Source organism: Pirellulaceae bacterium, from assembly GCA_029243025.1.
Classification (GTDB): domain Bacteria; phylum Planctomycetota; class Planctomycetia; order Pirellulales; family Pirellulaceae.
Map to the genome: position 1 here is coordinate 1,054,314 of JAQWSU010000045.1, position 12,946 is coordinate 1,067,259.

Genomic DNA, 12,946 nt, shown 5'->3' on the forward strand with positions numbered 1-12,946 from the left:
AAATGACTTTCTACTCCACCACGGAGGGGAATTCAGACAACTGGCGATTTCGCCCTACCAATCCACAACTAGCTTCCCATGGTGACTGATAGTGTTCCTAAATCACCAAACTGTCCCACATAGGTCTGGCCGGGTCCGAGCGGAGTCGGCATGGTCAAAGAACCGGTAGAGATTAAATCATCCTTGGCCACTCCGCGACCACGCGCCGACAAACCGTTAATCGTCTCGAGCACAATATCTGCCGGGTCACAACGGTAGTCACCCGTATACATCTCAATCGGATCGCCGTCATCGATTTTCGCGACGATATTCATATGTTCCAGATCCAGACCGTGCCAATCGGTGATGTCGTTCGAAGTCACATAGCCTGCACCCGTACCGCTGTCAGCGATCGAGTCGTACGTGGTCACCTTGCGATCTTGCGGATCGACGACCCATCTTGAACCCGAAATTTCGAGCCCAGGATGCAACACAATCAGCGGATCGATTTCCGCTCGCGTGTAGGGGCTCGTTCGGGGAGCAACATCCTGCAAAAAACGAAAGGCAAATTCGCACTCGATCTTGTAACCGGCGTACATCTCAGCCGAAACTCTTGCCCCATTCTGATAGATGCGGGAACGCATTAACCAACCAACGACTGGGCCGTCGTGACCCTCCAGGATCTGAACCGCCCGCGTCGAGGCACCGACTTTCCAGCCCACAATCGTATCACCTAACAAACGTTCAATCTGTTCCTGGATTTCAAACGCTTCTGCCCTGGACTGCGGAGCATCATCGGCAGCTGGCAGACGCACCGTCCCTCGCGAGAGCCAGGCAGTGGCTAGGTCTTGAGCCAAAGCTTCGAATTTCGGATTCATGCTAACGTCTTGCTTTCATTAGGGAGGTTCATTACCCGTCATGCCAACGGGACGGTAATCTTTTCAATGATCTCACGGGTCAAGGGTCGCATGCCGCGCCACCAGGCAAAGGCTTCGGCCGCCTGCTCAACCAGCATTCCCACACCATCGGCGAGCTTGCCAGCGCCAGCGCTTTGCGCCAAGCGTAGAAACGGCGTGAGACCTTTCCCATAATTCAATTCATAGGCCAGACAGCCTGCACGAAAGGCATCCGACCGAAGTTCTGGTAACGCTTCTCGTTGACTGGCCGATGTTGCATTGATCACCACATCAAAGCGGTCCTGTTTCAGCTCCGAGTACCCGGACGTTTCCACTTGGCCAAACTTGGAGAACTCAGCGGCCAAGTGTTCGGCTTTGGATACGGTTCGATTGACAATTACGAATCGAGCAGGCGATTCGCGAAGAAATGGCAGCACCAACCCACGCGAGGCACCGCCAGCACCGAGAAGCAACACTCGCCGTTCAGCCAGAGGAAAGCCAAGGTTTTGCACAATATCACGAACCAAACCGACCCCATCAAAGTTTTCCGCCAAAACTTTTCCACGCTCGAACTTCATCGCGTTAACCGCTCCAGCTGCTCGAGCTCCATCAGACAATTCGTCGGCATATTGGAACGCATCCAACTTGAACGGCGCCGTGATATTGAGTCCGCGGGCACCTTCGTCACGAAACTTATCGACCGTCGGCCTAAATTCTCCCAAAGGTCCTTCAATCAAGCCGTAGCTGATATCTTGGCCTGTTTCTTTGGCAAAAGTGGAATGAATCAAAGGTGACTTACTATGACTAATCGGATTGCCAATCGCCGCATACTGGTCGGTCATCGTTGATCTCCCGACTCTTGACAAAACTCGGCAACATCGGGTTCGGCATAGAGTACGCCATCCTGCTGCATTTCAGCGATCTGGCTCTCCCGGTAACCCAACTCAGATGCGATTTCATGATTGTGCTGGCCAAGCAACGGGGCGGGGCCTCGAGGCGTCGTATCGTAGTCTGAGAATCGAAAGGGCAGATTCGTCAATTTGATCGTACCCAACAATGGATGATGCTGTTCAATCACCATATCGCGTTCGAGTGTCTGCGGATCGGTCAGAACTTGGTCAATGGTCTGTACTGGCGCTGCAGACACGCCCGCCGCATCCAGTGCTTCACAGCAAGCATTGACCGACGATTGTGACATCGTCCATTTGCGAACCTTGTCGAGTATTTCATCTCGATGTTCATTACGACCAGCCTGCTGATGAAAGCGGGTATCCGCGGCAAAAGCATCCCCGCCAATTAACTGAGCCAAGCGTCGCCACGTCTCGTCGACTTGGGCGGCGATAACGAGATAACCATCCCGTGCAGGGAACACACCATAAACGGTACTTTGTGGCAAATCATGACCTGTCTGCTCAGGTAACTCGGTGCCACCGCTCATCAGATAACCTTGCGTGGCGTAATCGTGCATCGACACCATGCAATCGTATAAAGCAATGTCGATATGCTGCCCTCGTCCGCTCGTGACACGGCCGAACAGAGCAGCACAAATGGCTGATACCCCATGCATGCCCGCATACATATCGGCGATTGGCATGCGAAACAGGGGCGGTGGTTCACCAGGGACTCCGACCAACGACATCGCTCCACTTTTGGCTTCGGCGATTAGGCCGAAGCCCGGACGAGCTGCATCCGGTCCTGTGTGTCCGTAGGCTGACACCGAGCAGTAAATCAAACCCGGATTACGACGTGAGAGCTCTTCGTATCCTAAGCCTAGTTTGTCTAAGGCACCCGGCCGATAATTCTCGACAAAGATGTCCGCCGTATCGGCAAGCTTGTGCATTAAATCCAAGCCGCGCGCATCCTTCAGATTGATGCACAGACCGCGTTTGCCCATATTTTGTTGTAGAAAGTAGCCGCTTTGCCCTTTAACTTGTGTGGGACTCGAACGCCCCGCGTCACCGCTGATAGGTCGCTCGACCTTGATGACGTCCGCACCCATCGCACTCAGACAGCGCGACATGTGAGGCCCAGCCAGAAAGTGGCTGTAGTCAATCACTCGGATGCCCTGTAAGGGCAGTGCTTGCCGGTTCAAAAGAAAATCTCCATCCTACGCACGACAGTGCGTTTCAAACTTGGGTTTCGCGGCACCAATCAGTTATTGCGTCTCGGAATCATCAAACGATGCTCACCTTTTTGCACGATCTGATCATCCTGATTGATCAGCTCCGAATCTAAAATCACGATGCCCCATTCTGGTCGACTCTTGGAGGGACGTAATCCACCAACGGTGAAGCGAACATGCAGAACGTCATTGATTTTGATCGGCAACAAAAAATCCCAGGTCCAGCCTAGTGACATTCCAGGAAGAAATCGGTATTCGCTTTGTGTCTTCAATCCATCCGCGATCGCCAAGCCAAACAATCCGTGCGCGACCCGTGTACCAAACGGTGTGGTCTTGGCATATTCCTCATCAATATGAACCGGTGTGTAGTCCCCGGTCAATTCGGCATACGCTTGAATCCGCTCCTCCGTCACCAAGTAGGTCGGGCTAATGCAAACATCTCTGTCGCGCGCATCATCCCAGGTTTTCTCTGGTGTGGTGAATTCTCTCGTGCGAGGCATCACGGCAAAATTCAACGCGGGAGCGGGTTTGTCGGAGCGAGGATCGACGGCCAAAACGTCCGCCACGGCGTTGCCACAAGCCTGCAACAATTCGATCGCTAAGCCGTCAGGAAGCTGCAACCAATTCGGACCCTTTTCAAGTTGAGTTGCTCCAAACCGTTGACAGGCAGCAATCGCTTCGTCTAACTCTTCCACCATGATCCCCAGATGAGCCAACCAACCGCTGTCATGGCTCGGCGGAGCGACAAAGTCGAGATCGCTTATCAGCTGAACACCTCCAACTGTCCAATACTGCTTGGGAGACGTAGAATCCCCATCGACTTGGCGCATTTCCATGCCGAGCGCTTCGCGAAAGAATTTAATGTGCCAATGAATATCTTGGACACGAATCGCAACATGTTCGACATAGCATCGGTTCATTGTGTGGGTCACGGGACGGATCTCAACAGGCAAAAGGTTTCGGGAATAATTTGGGATAGATTTATGCCAGCAGCCGGCGTTCCACACCTTTGATACAAGCGACCAAGGTTTGGTTAATCGGTGTCGGCACGCCCACCTTCCAACCCTGTCGCACCACCGCACCGTTAATGTAGTCCACTTCGGTAATTGATCCTTTTTCCAAGCTTTGCAGAATCGATGCCTTGAACTCTAAGGGGAGCCCATCGGCTGCCTTCACCCATGTCTCTCTTGGGTCAGTTGTCGAAAGAACGATATCGCTGGCCTGAGCGACGGCCATCGCTTCGGCCACTGCGGCGAGGGCACAATCCACAACTTCTGGTGTTTGATACAAATCGCCATAGGTCAATCCAGTGATTCCACTCAAGGCACCTGTCGCCACATTGATCAACAACTTATCCCAGATCGTCCCCAGGATGTTGGTGGTAACGTGCGTGAGCAAATCCGCGCGATTAAACAACTCGGAAATCTGTTGAACGCGATCGGAGACGCTTCCGTCGAGTTCGCCAATATACGTATCCCTGCCTCGAGTACCGATGATTACATGGCCAACACCCGCTTGGGTGCCACCCGCATAGGTTTTCCCGGCAAGCACACGATCACGGCCAACCATGTCGGACAAGATATCCTCGTGCCCCGCGCCATTTTGGAGCGAAAGCACAACTGTCTCAGGGCTCAACAATGACATTGCCGCCTGCATCGCCTCACTCGTGTGGAACGATTTGACCAACACGATCACCAAATCAACAACACCGACTTCCGCAACCGTTGTGGCAGCACGCACTTTGACCGTACGGTCTTTCCCGCCATCGCCTAAAACCAAACCGCGGCCATTCATGGCTTCCACTTGATCCTGATTGCGGTTAACCAACCAGACATCATTCCCGGCCTCGGTCAAGACTCCACCGATAGCACATCCCAACGATCCGGCACCTAGTATACAGATCTTCAACAAACAAACTCCTGGATTGACATCTGGCCGTTTCCAAGAATTCACCCCAACACCTGCGATCTCATCGATGGACCAATCACGCATCCCGAGGATTCTTGTGGCCCACCCGAATGGGAGCTCGGTGAGCAAGAAAACAGTCGTCCATGGGTAAATCCTGGCCGGATTGTAGAAGATTTGAGCCGCCAGTTGTAGCGACCCAACCGAACGGCTGAATCCGAATCGAGCGGAGTCCCCCGGGATCTGCCCAAGACAGGCGCTCTGCTTGGCCATGGATCCTTATTGGGACAATCGATCGCAGCAAGTACAGGTGGCCGTACTTTTCAAGAATTTTGGATTTCGGTCTGAGATTGCGACCTGGCGGAGGGGGGCTTTCCTGCGATCGGTATCTCCGAACTCGAGTTTGTCGTCGCGAATTGCAACCACTCGATGGGCGCATCATTGCGGACCAATCCAGGTAAAGAGTATTCTGTCGGTCAGATCTACCGTGATGTTGTTATACCGTGATGTTCCAGTTAGGACTTATCAATTCACAAAAGGACCTCGAGCCTTGAAGACAGAACCAAACGACAATCGACTGCGACGATATCTCCTGCTCATTTCAGGCCTTTGGTTAGTGCCCGCGTTTACGACGATCGCTGCCCCATTGTTGCAGGCGAACACGCCGATCGCAGAGACCACAAAAATAGAACCGGTCGAAAGCGATATGCATGAGTTCATGGAATACTTTTTCCAACCAACTTACAAACGACTCAAGGCTGCCATGGCAAACGAGCCCAATGACAAAACGGGTTGGAAGGAAGTCAAATCCAATGCTTTAATTCTGGCTGAGGGCAGCAACCTATTGCTTACTCGAGCGCCATCTGCTGATGATGCAGCAGACTGGAACAACCACAGTGTGCAAGTTCAGACCTTCGGATCCCAACTGTACAAAGCGGCCAAAGCGAAGGATTATGCTACTGCCAACCGCAGCTATCGAGCGATGATCAAAAACTGCAACGCTTGCCATCGACAGTTCGAGAATGGAAAGCACATTCTCAAACCGTAGCGATCACCGTTTACCGCGGCAGCATCGGAAGGCCGCAAAAGATCTCTGTCGCCGACGCCAAATCGTGATGAATAGACCAGGCAGCTGACTTGCAGCAGATCCACGGAGCCTGAAAAGGATTATTCACCGGTCCGCTCTGATCCAACGACCCACCACACTCCGAACAATCGCCATTCAAACTGGCAAGACCCGCAGAATATCGAGGAAAGACCTTTCTTCGGCTCCACCTGAGACATCAACAACCGAGGCCTCGATTTGCCAAATCGTCAAGCTGTCGCCTAATTGGCTACTCCTTCTTTTTTTCAGCCCTACCAGGAGCGGCAAAGAGTTTTCCATCGTTGAACCTCGGGTAGCCCATCCAATCGCGCATGTCATCATGAACAATTGTGCAATTGGGAAGAGCCCGCCGAAGCTTCTGAACACCCTGAGACGAAATAAAAGTACGGCTAATATCCAGGTCACGTAGGCCGTTCAATTGAGCGAGCTCCTCGACCGCCACATCCGTAATGAAGGACTGACTCAGCGACAAGCGTTCGAGCTCAGGAAGATTCCTCAACGCGGCTACACCTGCATCGGTAATCTGCGGACGGGACTTCGCCAACGAAAGACCAACGGCGGAAAGTTCCAGTTCGCGCAATTTAGTCATCCGTTTGAGATGGATGAGGCCAGCGTCGGTAACCTTTGTCTGGCAAAGATTCAATTTTTCGAGGTTTTTGAGATCAGCAAGCTGCGCCAATTCGTCATCCCCAATGTTCACATTAAGCAGGATTAGCTCCTTGAGCTTTCCCTGTTTCGCCAACTGACGGATGCCACCCATTCCTAAGCGTGATTGCGTTAGATCAATCTGCTCTAAGGCTGGAAGCAATTCCAGATAGCCCATCAGCGAATCAATTTCCGGTGCATCATCAACATCACCCTGAGCCGATTCGGGGCGATATCCTAGGTCGATGCTCCGAACCCAACCATCCACCAGGATGGCAGACTGTCCGTATTCGCCCAACTGCTCCAGCGCGTATTGCTGCCGGCGAAGCCTTGTAGTTTTCCACACATAGGGAGCAAGGCAGACGGCAAGCAGTGTCGTTCCGACAAACAGCCAAACCAATCCGAATTGGATTTTTTTTCGAGGGGCGCACAAGTTGCCGCCAGTGTTCTTCTGAATCAACCAGCACTTTTTTCCAAGGATGTTCCACCGAGCTTCCGGATCTGGTTCAATCGTTTCTCAATAGGGTCGATTGCCGAATCGCCAAGCAGATCAAGACCGTCCTGTGATTCTAGATGGTGAAGAACTGCGTTGGATTGAAAGTCCACCCCTCCCCAATCGTTCGGATACCCTGGTTTTCGGTATCGCAACGATTACTGAGAATGTATCATACGACTTGTTAATGGTTTCATCTGGAAACGCTGCCTCGCCGGCCTTGCCGACGGCACGTCGTGTAAATCATCGGCGATTCAAAACGTGATGAGTCTAGCCTCGTGACACTCATACTTTGTTCTTTGACGAGAGAATCGGATCACCCAGCCTACGCAAAGCTCGTTTCGATCTCACGCATCGGCTTGAAAACATGGCGATGCCAACACCAGTTTTCCAATATCACATTGATTCTATGGATGGATCGTTACCGTTGGCGGCCACAGCCAAGAAAGCTTCAATGTTCATTTAGCCAAAGACGGGTACTTATATGTTTGGTCAGCTCATTACAAAACTTGTGATGATTGTTGGTTTCGCTTTGATTTCCGCCAGTAGCATTTTTTCCCAGGAGGCAGCCAATTCGCAGCAGTGCTGGCAAGGAACCCTCGATGTGGGCGTTGCCAAATTGCGTCTACGTTTTGACATCGAAGAGCTCGGAAATGACAAATACAAATGCACGCTAATTAGCCTTGACCAGGGCAATGCCAAAATCCCGGTGGATGTCTGCACGATCGCAAATGGCCAGATTGTCATCAAGTCAAATACCCTCAACCTGACCTTTGAGGGCCGCTATCAGAACGGAAAGACGAAGATTGCAGGCAAGTTTGCTCAAGCGGGAAAAACCTTTGATCTCAGCCTCACGCCGGTCGATCCACCTGCCGTGAGCCGGCAGATCGAGTGTTGGCAAGGCACCATGAAAGCGGGCAGCCGCTCGTTTGATTTTCAATTTCGTGTCTTGGAATCCAACGACAAAGGTCGAACGGTCGAACTGGACAGTTTCAGTGAAGGCCTCGGTGGCGTGGAGGTTAAATCGGAATTCCGAGCTGACGGAGTCACATTTGAAATCCCGTTGAGCCAAGCTCGTTTTGAAGGCAGCTACAACGACGATCAGACGCAAATCTCAGGTCACTGGCTACAGGGTGGGGACAAGTTTCCATTAAAGCTCGCCAAAGTGGCACCGTCGGATACACGATCTGTTGGACCGCTGAAACGGCCGCAGAATCCCAAGCCACCTTTTGCTTACAATTCGAAAGATGTTACTTTCGAGAACCTCGACAGCAAAATCACTTTGGCAGGTACGCTCACGACGCCGAAAGGGAAGGGCCCCTTTGCCTCTGTCGTGCTGATCACCGGGTCCGGTCCCCAAGACCGTGATGAGTCACTGTTAGGGCACAAGCCATTCTTAGTGTTGGCCGATCATTTGACCCAAGCCGGAATCGCCGTACTTCGCTACGACGAGCGAGGTGTTGGTAAGTCGACCGGGCAGTTCGACGGTTGTGACTCCCAATGTTTGTCGAAAGACGTCGAGGCCGCCATCGATTTCCTTAAGACCCAACCGGAGATTGACGCTACAAAGATTGGCTTGATAGGTCACAGCGAAGGTGGATACATCGGCCCGATGATTGCGGCTCGCCGCAACGACATTGACTTCCTTGTGATGCTTGCTGGTCCCGGCGTACCAGGCGAACAGATTATCATTGACCAAACAGAGAAGATTGGCCGAGCCGACGGGACACCAGAAGCCGTGCTAACTCTTAACCGGCGACTTCAGGAAGCCGTCTTTGCTGCGATTCGATCAGCCGACAATCAGGATGTGAAAAACGTCATTCGTCGCGAGCTCAACAAGTTCGCCGAGTCGCTTTCCGAGGATGAAAAAGACAACGAACTCGTCGAAAAAGCCCAAGCCGAAGTGACAAAAATGGATGATCCCTGGCTTTTATTCTTTTTGACCTACGATCCTCGCCCCGCGTTGAAAGAAGTTAAATGCCCCGTACTTGTTCTGAGCGGTGCGAAGGATCTGCAAGTCACTCCTAGCTTGAATCTGCCCGAAATTCACAAAGCGTTACAGGCCAACGCCAACAGCCAATACGAAATTCATGAACTCCCCAACCTAAATCATCTTTTCCAGAACTGTGAAACCGGCTCACCATCCGAGTATCGTCAAATCGAAGAAACCTTTTCACCGACGGCAATGGAGATGATCTCCAACTGGATCAATAACCACACCGACTGAACGTTCGCAGTGGCAATCGGTTGATCCAGGCGTCCCAGCAAAGCATGAAGGCGTGAAATGGAAACTCGTTTTACAATCTTATCCAGCCTGGTCATGACCTTAATGGTTGCGACCAACACTTGGGCAGACGTCCAACTAAGCAACCTATTCACGGATCAGATGGTACTGCAGCGTGAGCTGCCCGTTCCCATTTTTGGGACGGCCTCACCGGGTGAACAAGTTTCGGTCTCTTTCGCAGGTCAACTGCAAACCACATTGGCGGATCAGCAGGGCAACTGGATGGTGAAGCTTGCCCCCCTAAAAACGTCTGGCACAGCACAACAAATGGTCATCAAGGCAGCCAACACGATCAGGCTCTCGGACATCCTGGTGGGGGAAGTTTGGCTTTGCAGTGGCCAATCCAATATGGCGGGCAAGTTTTCCGCAGCAAAAGGTCGTTCCATCTCACCACAGGATTTGGCCAGAGATCATGCCGGATTCCGTTTCTGCAACAAGAACAGCGGATGGAAGTCACTGAATGAGAAGACACAAGCCAGCTGTTCTCAGGTTGGTTATTTCTTTGGCATGAAACTGTATCAGGAACTCGGCGTGCCCATCGGTCTGATCCAGCGAGCCACTTCTGGCACACCCATTCAAAGCTGGATGGAGCAATCGGTTGCCGAAGAAATCCGCCAGGAGCTGGCGATTCCCAAACATTGGGGCGATCCCAAGCAACCCAACCGAGCACACCGCGAATATGACGCCTGGATTCGCCCCCTGCTGCCTGTCGCATTTCGCGGCGTGATTTGGTATCAGGGAGAACGCAACGCCAAGACACAAACAGGCTGGGAGTATCAGCATCTGCTCAAACGACTGATCGAATCCTGGCGGAAAACCTGGGCAACGACGAACGGCGAACCGCTGCGAAAATTCCCCTTTTACTACGTGCAAGTCCCATCCCAACAACAAGGGCAAGAGTATCCCTGGCTGCGGGACAGCATGCGGCGAGTGCTCGACACAACAGACAATACGGGCATGGCGATTTTCTATGATCACGGTCCCGACTTACATCCGAAAAACAAAAAACCGAGCGGCGAACGACTCGCGCTTTGGGCTCTCGCCAAGGACTATGGTAGATCGAAACTGGTTCATTGCGGCCCGCTGCTGGACCAAGTGGCGATCGTCGACGACAAGGCGATACTAAGTTTCCGACATGTGGGGGGAGGCCTGCAAAGCATGGCCGGTGGCCCACAGCTTTCTTTTTTTGAAATCGCCGGTACCGACGGCCAATACGTTCCGGCGCAAGCATCCATTGTGGGTGACACGGTCATCGTTCAGAGCGGCAAAATTAGTTCACCTGCCTTTGTACGTTACCTCTTCTGGAAAGGTGAACCGAATGCCGAGATCAGCTTGATCAATGCCGAAGGCCTGCCGGCTTCATCCTTCATGACCGACAATCTGAAACCCGTGAGAAAATCCCTGGGAATCAGCCAATCCAAGTCGACAACCGATCGCGATACAAAACGGTCGACAAAGGGGAAAAAGCGAGACGACAATCGAGCTGCTCGTCGCAGCAAGGACACGGATGCATGAGAACTGGCAGAAATCATTTCTTCCCAAAACGCATAAATGGCTGATAGACCTTGGACCATAAGATGAGACCCAACACCCTCGGTATCGCCGTCGCTTTCAGTTGCGTTCTCATCGGCTCTCGCATCGATGCGATGCCCCCCGCTGCGCAGTCAACCAGCTTGCAACCGTGGACGTTCATCAGTCTTCCCGACTTTTTGAATTTTGATATTGAATACCCACAAGCGGGCTGGGAAGACGCACTCGGCTTTATCATGAACTCGATGAAGAAAGAGCAACCGGCATTTGTGATGGTCGCCGGTGATCTTGTCATGGGCCATTGGGGAACTGAAAAAGAGGAAATCGACAGCTGGGCAAACCGATACTATCCCGCTTGGTTGCAGCGGTTCAAAGATCATGGGCTCCAAGTCTATACGGCAATCGGAGACCATGAGATTGGTGATAACCCCTGGCGGGGCGCCAAAGCCAAGGCGATACCTTTCTATAAAAATGCATTTCGAAGACATCTCAACATGCCGCTTAACGGTCCCAAGCACTTGCTGGGTACGGCCTTTTACTGGATCCACCACAAGGTTTTGTTTGTTTCCGTCGACGTCTTCGAAACCGGCATCAGCAATCAGGGCCAGGTTGCAGCCGGCGTGACGGGTCAACAGCTACAATGGTTGGATCAACTCCTGAACACACATCGAAGCCAGGTGGATCACATCGTGGTGATGGGGCACACCCCCGTGCTCCGACCCGTGCGAAAGTTCAGCTCGTCCGGTATGCTGACCGTCGAAGGCCGAGAATCGCCGTTCTGGCAAACCATGGCCCGTCACAACGTTGATCTGTTCCTTTGCGGCGAGGTCCATGCCGTTACCTGCACACAAAAAGACGGTATTCAGCAGGTGGCCCATGGCGGCTTGATTGGCCGAACGACCAAGCCAAACTACATGGTCGTGACCGTACATCCCAACCGTCTTGAGCTGACCCTCAAGGAAATCGACCTCGTCAACGGCACGGGCAGGCTATGGCAACAAGACAAACGCAATGGCCCCTGGGGCACCATTACCATTAGCAACGACCGCAAACAAACGGGCTTCACTCCGATCGGTCAGATCACTATTAAAAAACTCAATGGCAAGAAATCGTTCGAAGGAGCCGGCGGATTTTTCGACGGAGCAGAGAATCTCGAGTAAAAGAAATTGACAACCATGACCATCACGGAATCACTCGAAAAAAATGACCTTTTTTTGAGCGGCCATCCACCGAAACACGCAAACGCAAACAGGAAAAACCAAAGACGCACCCCATGAAAACAAAGTTATGGAAGGAACGCTGGAAAAACAATCGAATTGGTTTTCATCAGGAACAGGTGAATGCCCACCTGCAAGACTTTTGGAGTCGCCTCAATCCGAAGCCGAAAACGACCGTATTTGTCCCGCTGTGTGGCAAAAGCAACGACTTGCGCTGGTTGAGGTCACAAGGCCACTCGGTCTTGGGCGTTGAGGTGAGTCCGATTGCCGTGCGAGATTTTTTTGCTGAGAACCAATTGCAGCCAACGGTCAGTTCACAGGGATCTTTTGAACGTTGGGAAGCAGATGGAACTGCTATTCTGCTCGGAGATTATTTTTCCTTAACGGCCGAAGATGTAGAACAATGCGAGACGATCTTTGACCGAGCTGCCTTGATTGCGCTGCCTCTAGAAATGCGTGTCGACTACGTGGAACACTCTCGTCGCTTATTCCGCGGCGGGCGCAACACTCTACTGTCTACCCTCGAATATGATCAGTCGACTGCAGACGGTCCGCCCTTTTGCGTGATGGAATCAGAGGTGCATCGCCACTTCGGCAACGACTACGCCATTTCGCTCTTACGTACGACCAATGTCTTGGATGAATTGGGCGGACTGAGAAAACGTGGCGTTTCCACGGTGGATGAAAAAGTCTTTCAGTTAATCACCAACCGAGACTGAGAACTGTCGATCTCGAGACTCACGTCACTGGAACAGCTAGATGACACCTGG

Annotated in this window: 11 protein-coding genes; 5 read left to right on the forward strand and 6 right to left on the reverse strand. The window is 52.3% G+C overall.

The window, feature by feature from the left end; all coding sequences use genetic code 11:
• Positions 1–68 precede the first annotated feature (68 nt).
• From P8N76_22815 to P8N76_22835, 5 genes are all read right to left on the reverse strand, one after another.
• A complete protein-coding gene (locus P8N76_22815) occupies positions 69–857 on the reverse strand; it encodes a hypothetical protein (GenBank protein MDG2384519.1) in 789 nt (262 codons plus the stop codon).
• A gap of 38 nt (positions 858–895) precedes the next feature.
• A complete protein-coding gene (aroE, locus tag P8N76_22820) occupies positions 896–1,717 on the reverse strand; it encodes a shikimate dehydrogenase (protein ID MDG2384520.1) in 822 nt (273 codons plus the stop codon).
• Entirely contained in the window at positions 1,714–2,967 is a 1,254-nt protein-coding gene (locus tag P8N76_22825) for a CoA transferase (protein ID MDG2384521.1), read from the reverse strand. Before P8N76_22825 ends, aroE begins: the two co-directional genes overlap by 4 nt.
• A 59-nt stretch (positions 2,968–3,026) precedes the next feature.
• Positions 3,027–3,917, reverse strand: a complete 891-nt coding sequence (locus P8N76_22830; protein MDG2384522.1) for a MaoC/PaaZ C-terminal domain-containing protein — start codon at positions 3,915–3,917, stop codon at positions 3,027–3,029.
• A gap of 61 nt (positions 3,918–3,978) precedes the next feature.
• Positions 3,979–4,989 (reverse strand): 2-dehydropantoate 2-reductase, encoded by a 1,011-nt coding sequence (locus tag P8N76_22835; protein MDG2384523.1) that lies wholly within the window; start codon positions 4,987–4,989, stop codon positions 3,979–3,981.
• A 463-nt stretch (positions 4,990–5,452) separates the two neighbouring features.
• On the opposite strand from P8N76_22835, the gene P8N76_22840 reads away from it, so the two are divergent.
• Positions 5,453–5,950, forward strand: a complete 498-nt coding sequence (locus tag P8N76_22840; protein MDG2384524.1) for a hypothetical protein — start codon at positions 5,453–5,455, stop codon at positions 5,948–5,950.
• Positions 5,951–6,236: 286 nt separating this feature from the next.
• Here P8N76_22840 and P8N76_22845 read toward each other — a convergent pair whose 3' ends face one another.
• Positions 6,237–7,112, reverse strand: a complete 876-nt coding sequence (locus P8N76_22845; protein ID MDG2384525.1) for a hypothetical protein — start codon at positions 7,110–7,112, stop codon at positions 6,237–6,239.
• 517 nt (positions 7,113–7,629) lie between these two features.
• Between P8N76_22845 and P8N76_22850 the strand changes: the two genes are divergently transcribed.
• The 4 genes from P8N76_22850 (at position 7,630) to P8N76_22865 (ending at position 12,895) form a co-directional block, all read left to right on the forward strand.
• The gene (locus P8N76_22850; GenBank protein ID MDG2384526.1) at positions 7,630–9,372 is read left to right on the forward strand and encodes an alpha/beta hydrolase; all 1,743 of its coding nucleotides are present in this window, start codon (positions 7,630–7,632) and stop codon (positions 9,370–9,372) included.
• Positions 9,373–9,429: 57 nt separating this feature from the next.
• Positions 9,430–10,944: a sialate O-acetylesterase gene (locus P8N76_22855; GenBank protein MDG2384527.1), complete on the forward strand. Its 1,515-nt coding sequence runs from the start codon at positions 9,430–9,432 to the stop codon at positions 10,942–10,944.
• A gap of 62 nt (positions 10,945–11,006) precedes the next feature.
• Positions 11,007–12,119 carry a metallophosphoesterase family protein gene (locus tag P8N76_22860; GenBank protein MDG2384528.1) on the forward strand — a complete coding sequence of 371 codons (1,113 nt, stop codon included), beginning with the start codon at positions 11,007–11,009 and terminating at the stop codon, positions 12,117–12,119.
• 113 nt (positions 12,120–12,232) lie between these two features.
• Positions 12,233–12,895: a thiopurine S-methyltransferase gene (locus P8N76_22865; protein ID MDG2384529.1), complete on the forward strand. Its 663-nt coding sequence runs from the start codon at positions 12,233–12,235 to the stop codon at positions 12,893–12,895.
• The last annotated feature ends 51 nt before the right edge of the window (positions 12,896–12,946 follow it).

Bases quoted from the DNA above. Each gene is read 5' to 3' on its own strand.
- P8N76_22815 (MDG2384519.1), bottom strand. From the start codon at position 857: ATGAATCCGAAATTCGAAGCTTTGGCTCAAGACCTAGCCACTGCCTGG.
- aroE (MDG2384520.1), bottom strand. From the start codon at position 1,717: ATGACCGACCAGTATGCGGCGATTGGCAATCCGATTAGTCATAGTAAG.
- P8N76_22830 (MDG2384522.1), bottom strand. From the start codon at position 3,917: ATGAACCGATGCTATGTCGAACATGTTGCGATTCGTGTCCAAGATATT.
- P8N76_22835 (MDG2384523.1), bottom strand. From the start codon at position 4,989: ATGCGTGATTGGTCCATCGATGAGATCGCAGGTGTTGGGGTGAATTCT.
- P8N76_22850 (MDG2384526.1), top strand. From the start codon at position 7,630: ATGTTTGGTCAGCTCATTACAAAACTTGTGATGATTGTTGGTTTCGCT.
- P8N76_22855 (MDG2384527.1), top strand. From the start codon at position 9,430: ATGGAAACTCGTTTTACAATCTTATCCAGCCTGGTCATGACCTTAATG.
- P8N76_22860 (MDG2384528.1), top strand. From the start codon at position 11,007: ATGAGACCCAACACCCTCGGTATCGCCGTCGCTTTCAGTTGCGTTCTC.
- P8N76_22865 (MDG2384529.1), top strand. From the start codon at position 12,233: ATGAAAACAAAGTTATGGAAGGAACGCTGGAAAAACAATCGAATTGGT.